The 20,487-nt window shown below is 57.8% G+C and carries 13 protein-coding genes; 7 read left to right on the top strand and 6 right to left on the bottom strand.

The window, feature by feature from the left end:
- Window positions 1-17 precede the first annotated feature (17 nt).
- Window positions 18-740: a nucleotidyltransferase family protein gene (locus NKH70_RS09675; protein WP_023675619.1), complete on the bottom strand. Its 723-nt coding sequence runs from the start codon at window positions 738-740 to the stop codon at window positions 18-20.
- Window positions 741-1,252: 512 nt separating this feature from the next.
- Here NKH70_RS09675 and NKH70_RS09670 point away from each other — a divergent pair.
- Complete coding sequence (locus tag NKH70_RS09670; RefSeq protein WP_352467094.1) at window positions 1,253-1,930, top strand: LuxR C-terminal-related transcriptional regulator; 678 nt, start codon at window positions 1,253-1,255, stop codon at window positions 1,928-1,930.
- A 180-nt stretch (window positions 1,931-2,110) separates the two neighbouring features.
- Here NKH70_RS09670 and NKH70_RS09665 read toward each other — a convergent pair whose 3' ends face one another.
- A complete protein-coding gene (locus NKH70_RS09665; RefSeq protein ID WP_352467093.1) occupies window positions 2,111-3,850 on the bottom strand; it encodes a sensor histidine kinase in 1,740 nt (579 codons plus the stop codon).
- 287 nt (window positions 3,851-4,137) lie between these two features.
- On the opposite strand from NKH70_RS09665, the gene NKH70_RS09660 reads away from it, so the two are divergent.
- From NKH70_RS09660 to NKH70_RS09640, 5 genes are all read left to right on the top strand, one after another.
- The gene (locus tag NKH70_RS09660; RefSeq protein ID WP_352467092.1) at window positions 4,138-4,848 is read left to right on the top strand and encodes a helix-turn-helix transcriptional regulator; all 711 of its coding nucleotides are present in this window, start codon (window positions 4,138-4,140) and stop codon (window positions 4,846-4,848) included.
- A 279-nt stretch (window positions 4,849-5,127) separates the two neighbouring features.
- Complete coding sequence (locus NKH70_RS09655) at window positions 5,128-6,210, top strand: NAD-dependent epimerase (RefSeq protein ID WP_352977356.1); 1,083 nt, start codon at window positions 5,128-5,130, stop codon at window positions 6,208-6,210.
- Between the two features lie 445 nt (window positions 6,211-6,655).
- On the top strand, window positions 6,656-7,906 hold the full coding sequence (locus NKH70_RS09650) for a lipopolysaccharide biosynthesis protein (RefSeq protein ID WP_352913709.1): 1,251 nt from the start codon (window positions 6,656-6,658) through the stop codon (window positions 7,904-7,906).
- Window positions 7,903-8,946, top strand: a complete 1,044-nt coding sequence (locus NKH70_RS09645) for a glycosyltransferase family 2 protein (protein WP_352913706.1) — start codon at window positions 7,903-7,905, stop codon at window positions 8,944-8,946. The genes NKH70_RS09650 and NKH70_RS09645 overlap by 4 nt, the downstream gene beginning before the upstream one ends.
- A gap of 97 nt (window positions 8,947-9,043) precedes the next feature.
- Window positions 9,044-10,090, top strand: a complete 1,047-nt coding sequence (locus tag NKH70_RS09640; RefSeq protein ID WP_352718007.1) for a class I SAM-dependent methyltransferase — start codon at window positions 9,044-9,046, stop codon at window positions 10,088-10,090.
- Window positions 10,091-10,383: 293 nt separating this feature from the next.
- Here the strand turns inward: NKH70_RS09640 and NKH70_RS09635 are convergent, their stop codons facing one another.
- The 4 genes from NKH70_RS09635 to NKH70_RS09620 are packed head-to-tail and all read right to left on the bottom strand — an operon-like array spanning window position 10,384 to window position 17,071.
- Window positions 10,384-12,597, bottom strand: a complete 2,214-nt coding sequence (locus NKH70_RS09635; RefSeq protein WP_352913703.1) for a GumC family protein — start codon at window positions 12,595-12,597, stop codon at window positions 10,384-10,386.
- 1 nt (window position 12,598) lies between these two features.
- Window positions 12,599-14,593 (bottom strand): asparagine synthase (glutamine-hydrolyzing), encoded by a 1,995-nt coding sequence (asnB, locus tag NKH70_RS09630; protein WP_352718269.1) that lies wholly within the window; start codon window positions 14,591-14,593, stop codon window positions 12,599-12,601.
- A gap of 4 nt (window positions 14,594-14,597) precedes the next feature.
- Complete coding sequence (locus NKH70_RS09625) at window positions 14,598-15,854, bottom strand: O-antigen ligase family protein (RefSeq protein ID WP_352718005.1); 1,257 nt, start codon at window positions 15,852-15,854, stop codon at window positions 14,598-14,600.
- Window positions 15,851-17,071, bottom strand: a complete 1,221-nt coding sequence (locus tag NKH70_RS09620; RefSeq protein ID WP_352913700.1) for a glycosyltransferase — start codon at window positions 17,069-17,071, stop codon at window positions 15,851-15,853. The genes NKH70_RS09625 and NKH70_RS09620 overlap by 4 nt, the downstream gene beginning before the upstream one ends.
- Window positions 17,072-18,588: 1,517 nt before the next feature.
- Between NKH70_RS09620 and NKH70_RS09615 the strand changes: the two genes are divergently transcribed.
- Complete coding sequence (locus NKH70_RS09615; RefSeq protein ID WP_353015620.1) at window positions 18,589-20,406, top strand: calcium-binding protein; 1,818 nt, start codon at window positions 18,589-18,591, stop codon at window positions 20,404-20,406.
- Window positions 20,407-20,487: the final 81 nt, after the last annotated feature.

Here is a 20,487-nt window from a genome sequence, read left to right as displayed (position 1 = left end):
CCGAGCTCGTGATTTCGTCATGCAGCCGTCGCAGTGACCTCGATCGACGCCGACTGGTCTTCCCAGGAAATGGTCTGTGCGTTCTGAAAGTCGTCGACGCGCCCGATATCGAGCCAGAGACCCTCATGCTTGTACACGTGCACGGTCGTGCCGTTCTGCATCATCTGCAGCATCAGGTCGTCGAACCCAAAGGGTATGCCGGATGGGATAAACTGCAGAACGTCCGGGTTCATGCAGTAAATTCCCATGCTGACCAAATGCGAGAGCGTCGGCTTTTCGCGAAAGACCTGCACGGTATTGTCGACTTCGTCGATGACGCCGAAATCCATCTTGATCAGGCGACAGGCTGTTGCGATCGTCACTGGATCGGTGTGCTTACGGTGCGCTGCTACAAATCGACTGAGGCTTAGATCCGTGAGGACATCGCCATTGAGAACGATGAATGGCTCCGTCAGTTCATCCCTGATCAAAGACAGCGGCCCGATGGTGCCAAGCGGCTCCATCTCCTGCGTATATCGAATTTTCAGGTTCCACTGCGAGCCATCTCCACACACGGTGCGGATCAAGTGGCCGAGATACCCGGTTGTAATATAGACTTCCTGAATACCGTTGCGTCGCAACCATTTCAGAAGCATCTCGAGAACCGGCCGTGCGCCGATCGGCATGAGCGGCTTCGGCAAGACCGAAGTGAAGGGGCGGAGGCGTGTTCCCATTCCTCCACATTGAATAACCGCTTTCATCCTGGTCCTCCCTTGTTCATTCGGCCTGAACGCTGTCGTCACGGGCCGGCTATCCTGCCCTGGTCAGCACCCGGGAAACGCGTTCTTGTCCCCTCAGAAGAACCGGTGAGATTTCCCGTAGAAGACCGGTGAGATTTCCCCACTGTCCCCTGATCCGGACATTGCATCTGGATGGTATGTGGCCGTCAGGGTGGATGTCGTCGTGCATTCGAATGGTAACAATTCAGCCGTTTTGCTGTTCTATGTCTTTAGACCTATAGCAGTGCTGAACGACCGACCGGTCTGTCAGCTGTCCAAAAGGTCAGAACGTATGTTCGATGACGTTCGGCGGGTTTCGCTCATAAGGGGCAAAAAAAAGAGGAGCGTTTCCCGTCATTTAAGATTATATTAGAAATCTGGCGTTTGCGGTGTTCGGGGTGCCGCAGCGTCGGCTGGATGAATCGACGAGTGGATGGCCACGACTTTCAGGCCATCACCGTTCAATCCATTCAGATAGGCGTTGGGGTAGTTCAATGTATCGAATCGTCATCGCCGACGATCACGGCTTGTATCGTCGCGGCTTGCGATTGGCACTGACCGCAGGCATTCCAGGTGTGGAGATATTTGAAGCGTCTTGTTTCGACGCGGTGCTCAGTTTGCTGGCCGAGCAATCGTTCGTGGACCTTGCGATCCTGGACCTGAATATGCCGGGCCTGTTCAATCAAGAAGTGCTCGGCGGGATTCTGTCTGCCTATCCGGACACGCGATTTGCGATCGTTTCGGGAAACGATTCGCGCTCGGAAATACTCACGGCTCTGTCGATCGGGCTTCACGGCTACATCGTAAAGTCCCAGACGGACGAAGAGGTTGTTTTGGCCGTCAACGAAATCCTCTCCGGCCGCATCTATGTTCCTGCACTTCTGTCACGCTCGGGTGCAACGCAAACAACCCACGCGCATACCCATTCCGACGACAAAAGCCCACAGAGGCGTACCGCTGGCGTCAACCTTGGCAGGCTGACCTCGAGGCAAAAGGAAGTCCTCAAGCTCATGGCGGAAGGCTATTCGAACAAGGAAATTGCGCGCGATCTGGAAATCGCGGAGGCGACCACGAAAATCCACGCTGCTGCGGTTCTGCGTGAGTTGGGGGTACGCAATCGGACCGAGGCTGCCGTTATGCTGAAGACTTGGCTTTCGAGACATGCCAGCTAGAACGCCGCGCGTCCTTTTGGACGTGCAAACGGCGTCCCAAGACTCCTCATGCATATTACTGCATATCCCAATGCCGCGGCGCAGCTTTGGGCCAACGACATTCTTGGAAGGACCCTGCGCATCTCAAAGGCCGCTCAGCGACCCGCCTTTTGATATCTGCTTTCCGATTGGAGCACTGCACTACGAACCGATTTCCTTGCGTGACAGCCGCAGCGAATACCGCAACCCTTGGTCCGATATCTCCAGCTTGGGAGAGTGACCGACAAGCGGCGATCCATCCACTCCGATTATCATGGAACCGAAGCCATGACGGACTACGCTTGAGGTCCGCCGCCGCCCTGATTCCACCCACTCGAACACAATATCACTGCCTGTGTCTTCAGGTGCGAACGTCCAGCTTACGTCGATTCGGCCTTTTGGATCGCCAAGCGCTCCATATTTCATGGAATTGGTGGCAAGCTCGTGAACGATCATTGCAAAACTCTCGGCGGCGCCTCCCGACATCGCCACGGAAGGACCGCTGACCGATATGGCGCGTGTTCCCATATAAGGGTGCAACTCTTGCGCAACGAGATCGTTTATCGCCCCCGATACGCTGCCGTTGCGTGAAAGGAGCAGATGGGTTGCCTCGAGCGCGCGTATCCGGTCGATCAGCATTTCCTTGTATTTGGCGACGTTGTTTCCGGGAACATCGACCATCTTCACGAGCGCCGTGATCACCGCGAAAACATTGCCGAATCTATGACGCTGTTCGAGCATGATCCGCTCCCGCTTCTTTGCCGCGGCGCGCAGCAGCATGGTTTGTCGTCTCTCGCTCAGGTCGGCAGCCACTCCAAGCCGCTGTCCACCATCGTCATGTCTTTCCTCCCTTCCGCGCAGGGCAACCCAGCGGATATGTCCGTCCGGTCGGCGGACGCGTATCTCAACATCGTAATCCGTGACCGATGGTGCGGACTTTCTCGATGCCGCCAGCTTTGGCCAGTCCGCCGGATGAACGACAGCTGATAGTTCCTCTAAACGGCGGCGATTGGCGTGGGCCAGGCCGAGAATGTCCCAGAACGTGTCGGAGCCCGTGACTGTCCCGTCTTTAAGGTCGATCCGCCACGTGGCCAAGCGTCCAGCAGACAGGGCGAGGTCGAGCCATTCCTTCTGAGCCCGAAGCGCTTCGTGAGCAGCTCGTCGGTCCGAAATATCATCGACCACCACGAAGATACTCTCCGAAAGAACCCCCTCGGGCACGGACGAAGAAAGCGTTAGACGAGCCCAGAATGCCGTACCGTCCTTTCGTGACAGACGCACCTCCGAAACGAACGAAGAAATGTCATTGCCCAGCCTCGCCAGCAATTGCGCCAAGGTGTGCCGGTCGTTCGGATGGGCGAGCGTATCGAGCTGCAATTGGGCAAGCTCCTCCTCCTTGTACCCGGTCATCTCACAAAGGCGTTTGTTGGACTGCAGCAACTCGCCTTTCTCGTTGGTGTTCGCGAATCCCATGGCAGCACGTTCGAAGGCCCAACGATAGCGGCTTTCGGTCGCTTCGACGGCAGCGAGCCTGGCCTCGGCGACTTCCAGCAACTCACGCAAGTCCTGCCGAAGGCGATGGAACGTCATGGCAATCACCCCGCCCGAAACCAGAAGCAGGATTGCGCGTGCCCAATCTCCATTTGAGATCTGATCGTGTCCTCGTGCCCACAGGCCGACAGCCACCATCAGAATGGTCGCAGCGAGCGCAGGTACGCGATCTTCGAGATAGGCGATAATAATAATAGCCGGAACAAATTCCAGAAAACTGGCGCCTTGCCCAATATAGCCCGACGATTTTATTTCAAATATCAGTGTGGCAGCTAATACCGATGCAGAGGCAATATGAGTTAGCAATCTGCCTGACGGGTTCGAATTCGACCTGCGCGACTGCGAGCTCATGGACACAGACTACAACCTTCTGACTAGCCCGTCGAGACTAGAGCAAAAAACGTACAGCTTAGTACCACTGCCGGATTGCCATACCGCTATCATAGCGCGCATTTTATCGGATGCAGCGGGGCCTAAGAGCTGCCTTAGAACTGTCAGATCATACTAAGTTTTCAAGGTGGTGATGCACATATCATCCGTCAGCGCATAGAAGACTAGAATCCAGCTAAACATAGAAGACTGTCTGAATCCCGATTACTTATTTCGGGCGTGTGAAACTTTTGGGTTAGGGGTAGAAAATGAATCTGATCGATAGACAGGTCGATGCTTCTTCGAGCAATCGGTACATTGCTACGAGGACCAAGTATGATTTTGAGGCGCGGAATACGCGACCCTCTTCTGGTCACCTTCCCGATCGTGCATCGGATCCATTGGACGCAAGGCTCGGGGAACCAAAAGGCCGCAGTCTGGAATCCATAACCGGCGTGCTTGATCGCATTGGCTGTGGCTATCTCGTGCTGAATCGCGAAAGAAAAGTAGTCGAGTGGAACGCAGCCGCCCAAACCACGCTTGAGCGCCAGGGCGAAGCGGCCGACACGGCGAGCGGACTTACGGCCGCCCTGAGGCGGCTGATCGCGAATGTTCCGGGCCAATTCCTGCCGGGCTCGTTGTCCTGGGTCGTGATCCGCAGCAGGGGCGACCGGCCGGTGATACTGAACGAGAACGGCGTTATCGCTCCCGACGGAACGAGCATTGTGGCGTTGCTGGATCGGGACAACAGATCTGGGCCAAATCCTCGCACGTTGCAAAGAATGTTTGGCTTGACGAGCGCAGAAACGCACCTCGCCTTGCGCTTGGCTCAGGGCGACGCACCTTTGGAGATCGCTCGCAGCTGGCGTCTCAGCCGCACCACGATCCGTTCCCAGCTTGCCTCGCTGTTCGCCAAGACCGAAACAAAACGCCAGGCGGAACTGGTGGCCCTTCTTGGGCGTATTTCGGTCCTGCCATAAGGGCCGGTCACTTGGACACAATCGCCGGACGTCGGCATCCGCCCGGGATTTGGTTGGCGCAAGTTGGAGTGTCATGACTTGGCAGGTCGTGCACCGCATTGCGCACTCCACCAGGTTCGATGCGCCGGCGTAAATATCGGAAGCCGCAATCCCGGACCGGCAAGTCGGTACTGTCGAACGGATTCGAAAGGCGACAAGTTGGACAACGATCTATGCAGCGAGTCTGTTCTTGCCGCAGCGGAGAAGGTGGAAATCGCTCGATCGCGTTCGGACCGCGCGGTGAAGAGACTTGCACGGACCGGACCGATCGTCGTCACCGGCGCGGCAGGCTTCATTGGTTTCCACGTCGCCTTGCGGCTTTTGCGTCTGGGTGTCGAAGTCATCGGCGTCGACAATTTCACCCCCTACTACGATCCACGACTCAAGGAAGCGCGCTTTGCGCGCCTCTGTGCCGAGTCCGGCTTCACTCCGATGCGAATTGATCTGGCGGATGCGGCGCGCGTCCAGTTGCTGTTTTCAGAAGTTCGACCTTCAAACTTTGTGCATCTCGCGGCTCAGGCCGGCGTGCGACATTCACTAGTTGACCCGCATGCCTATGTGCAATCGAACATAGTGGCGTTTCTCAACGTCCTTGAGGGCTGCCGGCACTTCGGTGTTAGTCACCTCGTCTACGCCTCCTCGAGCTCCGTCTACGGCTCAAATCGAACCATACCGTTTTCCGAGCATCACGGCGCCGATCATCCTGTCAGTCTGTACGCCGCAACCAAGCGTTCAAACGAATTCATGGCGCATTCATACAGTCACTTGTTCGGCTTGCCCGTGACCGGACTGCGCTTCTTCACCGTTTATGGCCCCTGGGGCAGGCCCGACATGGCGGTCTACATGTTCACGCGTGCGATTATCGAGGGGAACCCAATCGAAGTAGCCAATGCCGGCCGCGTGTGGCGAGACTTCACCTATATCGACGATATCGCTGAGGGCGTGGTTCGAGCGCTTGCTGCACCGCCGCGGCCCGATCCGCATTGGGACCCTTGCACCGCCGACCCTGCTACAAGTTCCGCGCCGTATCGCGTCTACAATATCGGCAACGACCGGCCCGAGGAGATCAACCGGCTGATTTCGATCATCGAGACCGCCCTTGGCAGCCGGGCGCTTCGCGTGGATGTGCCGTTGCCGCCTGGCGACGTTCTGGAGACACGCGCCGACGTCAGCGATCTTCGCAAGGCCGTCGGCTTCGCCCCGACGACACGGCTTGAGGACGGAGTGCAATGCTTTGTCGAATGGTACCGGGACTTTCATGGAACAGATGCCGCGGCCAGCATATGGCAACAAACGTTGATGCATGTAGAGGCCACCGTGTAATCCGCGCCTTATCGGAGCGACGGATCCACGCGTCCGCTATCCTGGTCGCGGCTGCTAGTCTGGTCAAAAGATCAAGCTGATGCCGCATAGCGTAACGACGACATTTCCGGTCATCGATGCCCGCGCGATCCTCGCAGAATCAGCTCATCGCGGCAATTCCAATGAGCGATCTCAATTCAGAGACTGCAGTTGTACTTGGCACGGAGCACAAAGAATTCGCCGCATCCGCGTTCTGCCGAACAATGTCATTCAGATGGATGATGGTGACGTTCGGGCCCCATCGTAAGCTCTGCTCAACCGCATTTTGCCTCCTCGGAATCGCGAGCTCATGTCCCAAAGCTACTTTCTGAGATCCAGGACGGTTCCTACGGTCGAGAAAATAATCACCCGTGTTCCTCCAAGCCCGATCGGCGGCATTCTTCGCGCGGCAGGAGGCGTTTCGGCCATGGCGATTGCCGGCCAGCTGACCCTCGTCGCCGCTATTCCCGTTTTGGCCCGGCTCTATTCCCCGGCAGATTTCGGGATCTTCACGATTTACCTGTCGATCGTAAACATCCTCGGTGCGATCGCAGCACTGCGTTTCGAGGCCTCCCTTTATGGGGTCAAGGACAGTGCGCAGGCATACGTGACTGTTAAGCTCATTCTCCTGGCTGTCTCGGTGACGAGTGTCCTGGCCTTTGCGGCAGGACTGCTGTGGGCGAGCATCGCTCCAGCGCGGGTTGGCCACCTCGCCTGGCTTGTTCCACTTGGGATGGGGGGCGCCGGTCTCGTCGAAGCAATGAATTGCTGGAGTCTGCGCGTAGGCCTGCTACGCGACTTTGCCCTCGGCCGCCTGATTTTGCCGGTGACCATGGCCCTGCTGCAACTAACTTTTGGGCTCGCCCATTTCGGAGGTGAGGCGATGGTGCATGCTCATATCCTGAGCCAATTCGTCTTTATCGGGATCCTCGGCTCTCGGATTCTGAGCAGGAAGGACATAGGCGGCATCGCCCGAGCGCCGTGGCGGACCGTCTTTGCCGTCGCCAGGCGAGAATACAAGTTTCCGTTGTTCGACATTCCCTCGGCCCTAGCGAGTTTTGCCATCATCAATCTTCCCGCAATACTCGTTGGTTCGCTGTTTGGCGCCGCTTTTGCCGGTTACCTGGGAGTTGCGTCGCGGCTGGTGACTGCACCCGTCACGCTGATCGCCAACCCGCTTAGCAATGTTTTTGTATCTGAGGCGAACAAAACCAGCAGTCGCGCCCATTTGCTCGGCACCGCGCACGGCCTCTTGATGCTTTCAGCCGGCGTCACTGCATTGCCAATATTAGCGCTTGGCCTAGCCGCGCCATATATCGTCGTTCCCCTCCTGGGCGCGCCCTGGGTCCCCGCCGCAGACATTATGACCGCGCTGGCGTTCATGGGTGCTACGCAGGCGTTGTCGACACCGCTTCAAGATGTCCCAGCTCTTCTGCGGCGGCAAGAGGTACGACTTCTCGTCGACGGCGCGCGGACGGCGCTTGTATTTGGCCCGCTACTCGCCGGTGCTGAGGCAGGTTGGGAACCACTCAAAGTCATTTATCTGATGGCGGCCGGGGGCGCCGTCGGGTTTGCACTGAAAACGGCGGCCTCTCTGTATCTTCTCCGCCACGACGTCGAACCAGTGGGAGCCGCCATACCAAAGCAGAGTCATCATCTCGAGGGAAAAACACCATGAAGCAATCGCAGCTTGATCAGCTTCTGACGACCGATGTGGTTGACCAACATCATCGCGCTGATGCTTCGCGACTGCGCCCTTTCATTTCAGTTGCCATCCCAACCTTTCGCCGACCGGACACGATCCGCCGGGCGATGGATAGCATTCTGAGTCAAGATTTTGCCAGTTGGGAGCTGGTCGTCAGCGACGACGAGGGCCGAGAGGGAGCGACCTGGGCAATCGTGGCCGAGTATGCACGGACCGAGCCTCGCATCCGAATTGTCGAGAACGGCCGTGGCCGGGGTCAGGTCGAGAATACCAACAACGCCATGCTCGCTTGCGTCGGAAAATGGATCAAGCTGCTCCATGACGATGACTGGCTGGCCCCAGGCGCACTCAAGACCTTTGCCGAGGTTTCAACCAAGCATCCCTCGGCTGCATTCATGACCTGTGCCGCGAACATAATCGAGGACGATCGGATGAAATTCCGATTGCCACCGCAAGGGCGACAACGGATCTCCGTCTACTCGAGCCAGCAATGCCTGACGGACCTCTATCTGGTCCGTACGACGCGGAGCCTTGGGATCATCCCGTCGACGCTGTTGATCAACCGCGACGTCATTCACGCGGGTTGCCTGATGCGCGCGCACAATTCAATCCCGGCCGGAGTCGACCAGCTGTTCTTTGTTGACCTGGCATGCCACGGAGACATGGTCGCGATAAATGACGGCTTGATCTTCTACGACGCGACGAATCACCCGAGCATCACTACAACCAAGAGCTTCGATGAAGTTGATCAAGTAACCCTTGCTGTCAAAGAGCTTAACTGGAATCTAATTCAGGATCGTAAACACCTCCCTCGCCCCGAGACTTTGTTACGGGCGCTACGGGTTGCTCGTATTCCTAGCAGATTCCACCAGCAGTCCTGGCGAGCGACGATCCAAGATGCCATGCAAATTCTTCGTCCATCAGTTATGAAAATTGCGAGCCAGCACATTCTTACTTACGTGTTCGCGATCCGCCCGAGACTGGGCCGGTTGCGTAGCCGGAGACGAATTTAGCGTGGCGGCATCGTCGAGGGCCTGCCTTGGGCCGGCTGCTACGCATTCTATACCGTCGAAGGCGGCTTTCCTTCGTCCAGGCTTCAGGGATAGCGAGATGACCATTTGTCCGGCGTGTGGCAGTGTATCAACCGCAAAATTGTTCGAAGTGACAGCAGACGAGGCCTCTCGACATTTCATCAATCCGCGTCAGGACCCCGATCGCTCTCGAAAGTTAACAAGCCACCTGTCGGATCTCTGGGGCAGTAACACTTGCGACATTCGCAAATGCGCAGATTGCGGATTCGGTTTCGCAGATCCGTTCGTCGCCGGCGGCTTTGAGTTTTATAACTTAGCCTGGGCGTACCCTTCTTATCCAACTATGAAATGGGAATATGCAAGGACAATCGAAGAGCTCGCGGGCCTGAATACTGGCGGAAAGACTGCTCTCGAGGTGGGATCGGGGTTCGGGTATTTTCTCGACCGCATCAACAACAAATTCTTCCATACTTCGGATATTTCTGCGGTCGACTACAACGAAACGGCGCGATCAGTTTTGGCGTCAAAAGGCTTCAAGACCTTTGCGAGCGATTTTCGGGAGGACAGCTTCGATTCTATGAAAGAGGCCTTCGATTTTATTTTCATGTTTCAGGTCTTCGAGCATATGGACCAAGTGGATGAGGTTTTTGCTCGCTTAAAATATCTTCTGAAGGCGCAAGGATCTGCCTTCATTGCCGTGCCAAATGAAAACAGAACGTACTATATGGAGTCTCACGGCTCGCTCGTAGACATGCCACCAAACCACATTGGCCGATGGACGAAAGAAGCCTTCGATGCCATATGTCGGCGGCACGGCTTGCAATTGAGCAAATGCGAGCGCGAGCCGTTCAATCTCGCCAAATTCCTGAAGCAAGACATCGTCCACAGCTTTTTGCGAAAGGGACAAAAACCAGGTAGTGTGAGTGAGTTCGTGCGGGCCCTGCCGCGAAGCAAAGCGCAACGAATGGCGCAAGGTTTGACTGCCCTTGCGATTTCACCGTCACGCTTGCCGGCATGGGCATACGCCATCAGGAACGCATCTACGATGGGCGGGAGCGCACTCTGGGCGAAAATCGACAAAGTCTCGTCACCTGCGCTACGGATTCATCGCCAAGCCAAGCAGTAATGAGCGGTGCGCCATGCCGCTTGCAGCGGGAAGGTGATTTTGACACCACCAGGCTGCGGGACCTGCCAAGCAGACGAAGGACGGCGTCAGGGGCGTCGCCTCAGGTGTGGGTTCCGGAATTCATGAATGCCCGTCCGGCGGCACTTCGGACCCACGCTCCGGATGGACCTCTCCGCGACAACCCCAGCTACTGGCGGATGGCCCGCGCCCAGCAGCCGATCGGCGTAGCGCCTAAAGCGGTGATTTTCAACCAGGCGGTGGCGGGAAGTACGCAACAATAAAAGCCGCGCTCGTCATGCCCTCTCCAGCAAGAGATCAGCGCTGTCCCCGAACCGGTAACCCGCGTGCTTCCTGAGATTAACCTTCGTGAGAACGCTGGCGACGGGAACCGAAGCTGGCGTATCGCCCGCAAGCAGGTCTAGAACGCCTCGCGCGATGCTGCGTCGCGTTTTCGCCCAGCGAACGGCGAAAAGAACCACGTCACCCCAGCCTGTCAGGAGTCTGGCCTCTGGTCCCTCAAGCCCCAGCGGTCCATTTATGATGACCACCCGATAGACCGAGTGCAGTTCATCTTTGAAAGGGGAGCCATCGACACTGGACAGCAAGGGCAGCAGATCCTCCGACGGTGCGAGCGCCATGAAATCGATTCCGATTGCCGACATTCCAGCTATCGCATCGTGCAGCGCACAACGGTCACTGATATAGTCTCCGAAAAAATTGTGCGGCTTACGTGCGCTGAATTCCTTCACAAACTCGCCTGTAAGGCGGCGGTCCGTGCGGTCCAGATCAATAAAGAGTACTCGCCCTCCAAGTCTGGTGGCCGCCAAGGCCATGCTCCATGCGAGCTCGGTCTTGCCATCATCCTCACCGCAGGATGTTATCAAGATTATGTTCGAGCAATCTCTCGCCCGTTGGGGCGCCGCGGCGACAAGCAGGGCCGTCACGGCGCGGCTGTATCTGGACTCCTGCTGGCCTGAAACCAGCTGCTGCAGTCGCTTCGCGTGCGTTGTGGCAGCCTGGGGTATTAGCCCGAGGCACGGAACCTTGAGCGCTGCTTCAGCTTCGGCCTCTCCGCGCAAGGTGCTATCGAAGCGTTGGCGGACAAGTATGAATATCCCCCCAATCAGGCCAAACACGACCATGCCGGGCGGAATAAGAAATATCGGCGAAAGAGTCGTTGGATTGGTAGGGGGCCACGCCGCTGAGAGAAGCCTGACTCCGGGGGATGGACTTGCAATACGCCGCGTCAAGTCTTGTTGCCGGGTCAAAAGGTCGTTGTAGCGCTGCGTCAGGATGCTGACCTGCGGCTCGAGAGCGCGCAATCCGGAAAGCCGGCCGGCTGTGTCGGCTACGACCGCATCCAGGACATCCTTGCGCTTTTGCAGCGCCGCAATCTGAGAGCGATAGATGTTGGCCTCGGCAGCGGCGCTGGCGATTTCTTGGTCAATCTGACGGTCGATCGCATCTGTGACGTCCTCATCTGTCGTGTCGTTGGCCTGGCGTGCCAAGAGATCGGCCAGCACCGGTGATCCGACGGCTTCGGCGATCGAGGCAACCGACGCGCCCCGCTTTCGCAAGTCCTGAATGTGTTGGAGTCGAGATTCCGATGCGGAGAGATCCGCTTTCGACAAGGAGATTTGCTGGGTAAGTTCGACTATCTCTTTGGCGGCATTGTCCGCTGCACCTTGGTCGACCGCGCCATGGCTCAGCCGATACCTCTCAAGACGATCGGTCGCTTCTGCGAGACTGTTTTGTGTAGCTGGAAGTCCGGCAACTATCGATTCGAGTTCCAGTCTGTCCGATGCTTGGCTTTTCCTTGCCAGATCGCCAATATACACTTGGGCGAACGTGTTGGCGATCAAGGCGGCCCGCGCCGGATCGTGATCGGTGAAGCCGACACTGATGACCCTCGATCGCAGCTCCTGGCCGATCCTTATACCCTTGCGCAGTATCTTGAGCTCAGCCGCATCTGGCTCCGCCGGAGTGCTTCGCGGCCAAATTTTGGCTAGCAGATCGGCTGTACCCGAGCGCTTCGGCGGCTCAAGGCCCGCAGGGTTAGCAGCAGAATTTTCGGTGCCAGCATCAACCTTTGTAGTACTGTTGAGAGCGTCCGTTTTGCGCAACGCTGCCACCACGCTTCGCAGATGGCTTTGCGACGAGAGCATGGTTATATGGTCGTCAATGCTGGAATCCAGCGCATCCTGAGCAGAGACCAAGCCGCCGGCAGGTCCCGCTCTGCTGGGTGCGTCGACGATCACCTGTGTGGTGGCTTCATACAGGGCAGGCCGTGCAAGACCGGCAAGCGCGGCTAATACGCCGCCGCTGACGACCATGGTCATCAGGAACCATTTTTTTCTTGCCAGGGTAACGAGGAGCTGATGGAACGGGGTTTGCGTGTCCATCTGTTCGCGTAGCTGACGTTTCATGCGCGGAGCGATTTCGCGCGCAGGCACGTGCATTTCGTTAACGTGCGGAAGGTGGATGCGGCTAACTATGGACCCTTCCATCTTAATCTCCTGTAAGTTCGGGCACGCGAGAACCCGTTGCGGGCGGCGATGGCCGCCTTGCCTCGTTGTGCCAGGCCTGGAACATCAAAGCGGGCCACAATTTGCGAGAATGGTCGTGCCTGCCATCAACGTGATCGCGCCAGCACGCATCGAGCTCCGCAAGGTCGAAAATCCCGTCTCCGGACAAGCGCATATCGGCGACAAGATCGTTTGCCCAACTGAGCAGCGGGCCTCTCAGCCAGACTGCTATTGGAACATCAAAACCCTGCTTCGGCCGCTCGATCAGCCGCTGCGGAACGTACCGGCGCAACAACTGACGAAGGATCCACTTGCCTTTGCCATTACGAACCTTCGTATTCGTCGGCAGGCGCCAGGCAAATTCGACAACACGATGATCGAGCAGCGGGCACCGCCCCTCGAGGCTATTGGCCATGCTGGCGCGGTCCAGCTTCACCAATATATCCCCGGGCAGGTATCCGGCCATATCGTCATACAAAAGCCGGGACAGCAGCCCATCAAGCCGGTGCTCGACGTGAATTGATGAGGATGGCTGGTGGAGGCTCAGGTTCTCGGTCGATGATCCCGTAAGTCGCCGATACAACTCGTCCTCATTGGCTGCAGCGAGCAGCTGAGCGAGGCGATTCAGCCGATCCCCCCGAAGCGCATGCCGTGCACCCTCCGAAAGCGGCAGCTTGCCGACGAGATCGTGACGGGCTGCACGGGCCAGTAACCCAGTGCCTGCCGCGAGCGCCCGACGCAGTGCTGACGGCAGAGTATGCTGTCGTCGCAGACGGGCCGCCATGAAGTGGCGGGCGTAGCCGGCGAAGCATTCATCGCCACCGTCGCCCGACAGAGCCACCGTAACGTGCCGGCGGGCGAGCCGCGCCACCAGCAGAGTTGGTATCTGCGATTCGTCAGCGAAAGGCTCATCCCAGATCTGCGGCAGTTCTGGAATGACGTCGCGCGCTACGGCAGCCGAAAGGTGGAGTTCGGTATGGTCGGTGCCCAGATGCCGCGCGACTTCCGCGGCGTGCGGAGCCTCATCGAACCCGCCCTCTCCGAAAGCGATCGTGAACGTGCGCACGGGCTTTTCCGATTGAGCCTGCATCAGGGCCACAACCGTCGAGCTGTCTATTCCGCCCGACAGGAAGGCCCCAAGCGGGACGTCAGCGATCATGCGCTCCCGAACGGCAAGCCGAAGCAGGCCGTCCAGTTCATCGGTGAGTTCCTCGTCGCTGCCGGCGACCTGCTCCGTCCGCCCTTTCGTGGCGGCTTCGGCCAGCGACCACCAGTGTCGAATGCGATGCGACAGGGAGGCGACACTGCGTTCCCCGGAGAACTCAGCGGCCGTTACCGACAGGACCGAACCCGGCGGCAGCTTGAATACGCCTCGCCAAATGCAGCTGTCATCCGGTACCCATCCCTTCGAAAGCATTGCCGCGGCCGCATCGATATCGAGCTCCTGGCAAAACCCTGGAAAACGGTTGATCGCCTTCAACTCGGAAGCAAAAACAAGTGCATCGCGTGTTGAGGCGACATAAAGCGGCTTTTTGCCCATTCGGTCGCGGGCGAGATGGAGCGTCCTTGTCTTAAGGTCCCATAATCCTAAAGCGAACATGCCGGCGAAACGCGTGAGTGCTTTTTCGAGGCCCCAACTCTCAACTGCGGCGAGCATGACTTCGGTATCGCTGGCGCTCCGAAAATGATGGCCTGTACTCTCCAGCTCACGGCGCAAATCACGGAAATTGTATATTTCGCCGTTGAATGTGATGACATATCGGCCGCTTTCGGAATGCATCGGCTGACAGCCAGCCTCCGACAAGTCAACGATTGCCAGCCGCCTGTGACCGAAGGCGACACCCGATTCACAGTTTACCCAGAATGCCTCGCCATCCGGCCCGCGGTGGCGAAGTGCGGCCGTCATCTGCCCTATTGCCCTGAGCGGCCTCGTGTCCGCTGAATCGGATGCAAGAAGAATTCCGGCAATACCACACATACCATTACCCCGGATTGTTGGAGATTGCAGAAACTGCTTTCGGCGTACCGGCGACAAGGCAGATGGTCAGCGCAAACCACACGATCGGGTGGCGGATGATCAGGTGCGGCATCCCGAAGATGATGATTGACACCACGAGCGCTAACAGCGCGTCGAGCTTCGCACGCCAAACCGACATGATGGCGGCGCCGACGATCCAGACCAGCGCCAGAACCGCAATGAGACCACCTTGAGTGTACAGGTCCAGGATCGTGTTGTGAGCCTCGAAGGGTCGTTCCAGAAATTGCGAGTCGAACACTGATGGGCGCTCGAGATGCGGACCTGGACCAAGGCCAAGCGATCCGGACTCGGCGCCCTTCTCCAACGCTTCGTCCCAGAGATGCACGCGGAGCGCGGCGGTTTCCGCAGTAGCCTCGCCGCCCTTGTCCTTGGTCAGGCCCTTGGCGAAGTTTTCGAGGACGCTCGCCTCCGTTACGGCATAGGGGGTTATCGCCATCGCCAACGGAAGGATACCGACAAGCAACAGGAGGACGGCTTGCCGTGAAAAGCTGATCCCGTTGCCACCGGTCTTGAGCCATGTCCTGATCCGCAGCCCGAGGAATGTCAGGCAGGTCAGGATGCTGGTGTACAAATAGGTATCGCTCTTTGTCAGCCTCCCGACATAGAAGGTCAGGAACAAGCTGGCGATCCCAAGAAACCTGCCCCATCGGTTGCTGGTGGTGGTCGCAAGATGCAAGGCTAGCGGGCCAAAGATTGCGCAGTAGAGCGCGAGCTGGTTTGGATTATGCGACCAGCCACGAAAGCGGTCCCAGTACCAGGGATCGACGCCAGCTCGGGGGATCCAGCCCCAGCCCTGTCCCAGCTGAATGGCAAGGGCCATATTCGCGATGCCCACAACCCACCAGCCAGTACGACGCAGACGGCGATCAGCCTCGGGTTCTGCAGCGGCAAGGCACGTGACGCTGACCAACAGCAGGTAGGCCATCGTATCGTGCATCAGGCCCGTCAGGTACAGAATTGTGGTCAGATAGCCGACAACGGTGCCGACCCCGAGAGCAAGCGCCATGATCGTCCAGTAGCTTGCAAGGAGTGTCAGCGCCGGCCTGGTCTCCAGGCGACCGCCGGCCAGCACGCGCGCAATCGAGAGCATGATCCAAAGCACAAGGAGTAGTTCGCCAATCCCCAAGGGCGATCCAGGAATGTCGAGTTGCACCGCATAGGTCATTGCGAGGCCGCAGGCCAGGATCGCGTCCCGGATCATCGGCGCACATCCAATCTGCTTCTCGCAGCACCCTCTCCAAACAAGATCGGAGACGCCGGTCGGGCGAGATCGCTGTGGGATTTGGCGCCAAGGATATTTTTGTACAGATCGCAATATTGGGCCACCACCCGCGGCAGCGCGAACTGCTCCCGGACAAGTTCGACAGAACGACCGCCCATGACTTTTCCGCGACTGCGGTCGGACAGGATGTCAACTATTCGAGATGCAAGGCCATCGGCGTCGTGCGGTTGGACAAGGTAGCCGTTCCATCCATCCTCGACCACTTCATTGCAGCCGGGCATCTTTGAGGCGACGATGGGCAATCCCGCCAGCCCTGCCTCGAGCAGGACGCGCGGGATTCCTTCTCGATATTGTGTGGGGAAGGCGAACACGTCGGCCATACCAAGAAGGGCTGGAACATCGCGTCGTGGGCCAAGCGCGATGACATGAGGAGCGTGTCGATCGATTTCCAACTTGTCGACTGCAAATGGACCTTCGGACTCCCAAGGGCCGACAAGCACGAAACGAGCATTAGGCCTTTTAGAAAGGACGCGGGGGACTGCTTGAAGCAGTACCGGGATGCCCTTCTGGCGGGTCAACCGGCCAACAAAAATTACGATCTCTGCTGACTGGAGCCCGAGTTCCTGGCGCATTTTCGTTGCCGGCGGAGCAAGATGCCTCGCCATGGCGAACGCATCGACGTCGATGCCAGAACTGCGGATGACTCTTCCGCTGCCGGGTTCAATCAATCGAAAGCGCTTGAAGAAAGCCTCATCGTCCCGATTCTGAAACACCGTCGCTGCCGTCCAGAAGGAGGCAAGCCATTGCAATCCGCAAAAGATTGGACGCAACGCCAGAGCCCGCGGTTCCAGCGAGGAGAATGTCCAGCCCAGGCCGTTGATCGTGCGCACGACCGGCACCGTTCCGCGCACCGAAAACGGTGCCAGCAGGTTGGGCTTGGTGTCGAAACTTTGGACGATGTCAGGCCGGAGTTCCGCAACCAATTTCCGAATCGCTCTTACGGCGGTCCACTCGCCACTGCCGCTGGCAAATCGGTCGAAACCGTAGCGGCGATGCGGAATGCCATGCCGCAAAAACGCAGCCTCATCGCCGGTCGAAACTGCAGTGACCCGGAAGCCGCTTTCGCGCAGCGACATTAGGAACGGAATTCTCAGGGCGTGATCTTCGCCTCCCACACAAACGAGATGCGGATTCATCCCGAAGCTCCCGTCCGTGCGCCGTGTTTCGGCCGCGTGAAGTAACTGCCTTTCGCATCTGCTTTCATGGTTTTGCTTCGTTACTTCTGTGCGCGTGAAAGGGTACGGTAGGAGGAGGCTTGCCTACTGTCCTCGTCTGTTTGAATGAGGTAAACCGCATTGGGATCACGGCCTTACGCATATCGCGAAGCACCTCGACAGCATCTTGTGGGTACGCGGATGAATTGCGCCTCGAACTCTAGGGAGTTGTGCCAAGCCGGACTCGCCACTGATAAGACAACCGAAGAAAGCGCTTCCGACAGTCGTGCGCTGTACGGCTGCTCTACGCTGGGATTCCTAAGCTCCCTGTCCGGGTCCGCGTGCTACCAGGCATGATGATCAGCCCCTCAGCCACAACCCCTGACGCGACTTGCCTCCTTGCGACCAGCGGATAAGCCGATTCGACCCCCTCCGATGTCGGAAACCTGATCTGCCGACCGATATCCGGCGACGAGCGCGCAGACGCCTACAACTTGTCCACAACTAATTGGTTGCGGCAATGAGACTGTGGAGGGGCTTGGCTCTCAGATTAAACGTTTGTCTGATCTCTAAATTGGCAGATGAACAGTCGAATAGAAATTTATTTCACAATTGCATTCCGCAACACGCAAGCTATTTTTTAGACCATGAAACTACCGATCTCCAATTAAATCAGATAATCTGGATAGATATACGGACGTAAAGCGATGATATTCTTGATATCTATTGAATATCTCTATTTAGATTTCTCCTTCCGTGCGAGCGTTCCTATTTCCCGAGGCCGCTATCAGATCCTCTGCGCAATAGCGGCCATAGCTTCGCAAACCGCCCCTTCGCAGATCAGGGATAGATAAATCGGGAATGCCAATTACCTGAGCGCGAGAGCAGGGACCAGGCACCGCAACCCCGGCAGTCATTCGGCAGTTGTCCCTCGCTCATAAACGTCGGCCGAACAGTTTTTTACGTCGCTTAAGTCTTCCTCATGAGCGAGTGCGGCAGGCGCTCCGACTGGGAACCGCCCCTATTCTCACCTTGAGCGGTTTCCTACATTGATTTGATCTCGATCACGGAGATCTGCCGACCGATATAAGATGATGAGCGCAGATGCCTACGAATTGTCCACAACTAATTGCTTACGGCAGTGAGACTGCGGAGCGGCTTGGCTCTTAAGTTAACGTCTGTCTTATTTTCATCTCGTAAGGTAAATTTATAAATCAAAACAAACCAATAATGTAACGTCCCCGTAATACAAAAGGTCATGAGTTGCGAATCTACAGCTGCTTCAAAATAAAGTCGCGATTCCGCCGGGATTGTGACCTCAGAAAGCGATAAATTTCTTGTCTACAATCGGTTTTGCCAAAATAAGCCACAATGCGTGCAGCATTTCTACAAACGCTCAATGATTCTATCAACGGGTGTCTGTATGTGATTTGGCGCTAATATACACCCTCTAGTAGGTAGGCCTCGGGCGCTATCGAACGAGAAAAAAGGAATATTGGATGGCAACTCTGCACTACACCTCGGGTGGTTCCGCCACCGAAATTGCAACCGCCGGCTTCAATTTGGCCGACGTTCAATATGCTAGCCAGGTTAACGCATTGCCGGATGGCATGAAGGGCCTGGTCTATCTCAATGAGCATGAGGGCGTGACCTCATCCTTCATCGAGAAAATGACCCCCTTCCTTGGCAATCCGAACGTGTTTGGGTTCTATCTTGTTGACGAGCCCGATCCCACCGGCAGGTGGGGCACCTACGCAACCGCCGAGAACCTGAAGGCGGAATCCGACTGGATCCATGAGCATTTTCCAGGCGCCAAGACCTTCATCACCATGATGAACATGGGATCCCCGACCAATCCGGATTTTACGAACACCTACAATCCGGCCAACACGCATATCGACTATTTCGGCATAGACCCGTATCCGGTGCGCACGGGAACGGACACGGTCGACTACGACATGATCGATCGAGCCGTGGCTGCAGCGGTGAAATCCGGCATCCCGGCTAACAACATCGTTCCGGTCTATCAGGCCTTCGGCGGCGGTAACTGGGAGACTTCCGACGGCGGAAGACAGGTCATGCCCACCCCCGAACAGATGCAAACCATGATCGATCATTGGGCCGCACTGGTGCCGACGCCCGGCTTCGACTACACCTATAAATGGGGAACGCAGAACGGCGACACCGCGCTTGAAAGCTCGTCCGAACTGCAAGCCGTTTTCCGGGAGCACAACCTCGCTACCACCGGAGCCGAACATTCCGACACCACCACCAGCGACGGCAGCGCTACCGCGACACCCCCTTCCGACGCCGCCACCAGCGATAGCACTTCGACTGTGACTGCCCCTTCCCATGACGCCACCGGCGACAGCAGTTCAACTGCGACTGCCCCTTCCCATGACGCCACCGGCGACAGCACTTCGACTGCGACGGCCCCTTCCCACGCCACCAGCGACGCCAGTGCTGCCGCGACGCCCCCTTCCGACACCGCCACCAGCGATAGCACTTCGACTGTGACTGCCCCTTCCCACGCCACCAGCGACGCTAGTGCTACCGCGACACCCCCTTCCGACACCGCCACCAGCGAAAGCAGTTCGACTGTGACTGCCCCTTCCCATGACGCCACCGGCGACAGCACTTCGACTCCGACCGCTGCTTCCGGCGCTACGACCAGCGATGGCAGTGATAGCAAGACCGCGCTTTCGCACCTCCTCGCTGGCAATAGCAGTTCGACGGACACCGCCGCCTCCGGCGCCACCACCAGCGATGGCAGTGATAGCAAGACCGCGCTTTCGCACCTCCTCGCCGGCGACGGCAGTACGACGGACACCAACCACGATAATGCCGGCGACAAGGTAAGCGAGGACGGCGGCGTTGGCCGCCTGTTGGCTGCGTTGAGCCATTCTCTTTCGGCGGGCTCGGAGCTTCTCCCGACCAACGACCCATCCGACAAGACGGCTACCAGCCTGATCCGCCACGGGTTCGCGCAAACCGTCCAGCCCGATGAAAATGTCGGCGCCCAGGCAAAGAACGGCGCCGCCGCCGAGATCATGTCCGGTCACGGAGGCAACGATGCCTTCGACTTCAGCAAGCTCCAGGACAAGCTCCACCTCGATCAAGCCGCTCTTACCGAGCTTAAGTCGGGTGGGCTTTCTTTGCATGCTTCCCCTGCTGATACGGCCACCGATGATGGTTCCCACCACATCATCTTTGACAGCTCAACCGGGTCGCTCTCTCTCGACAGCGACGCGGTCGACGGCGCAGCTCAAGCGCAGCTCGCCACCCATCTTCCGTGGCAGCACCACTCTTTGATCTAAAAACCGGAGCGGCGGACCTTCGACTCGAGTCGTGTCCGCCGCTCCGTCTTTGTTCAATTGCGCCACGGAAGCTTGACCAAG

It is taken from the genome of Mesorhizobium sp. M0991 (genome assembly GCF_040318915.1).
Classification (GTDB): Bacteria; Pseudomonadota; Alphaproteobacteria; order Rhizobiales; family Rhizobiaceae; genus Mesorhizobium.
The sequence above is the reverse complement of the archived record's forward strand: the minus strand, read 5'-3'. Positions and strand labels throughout refer to the sequence as shown.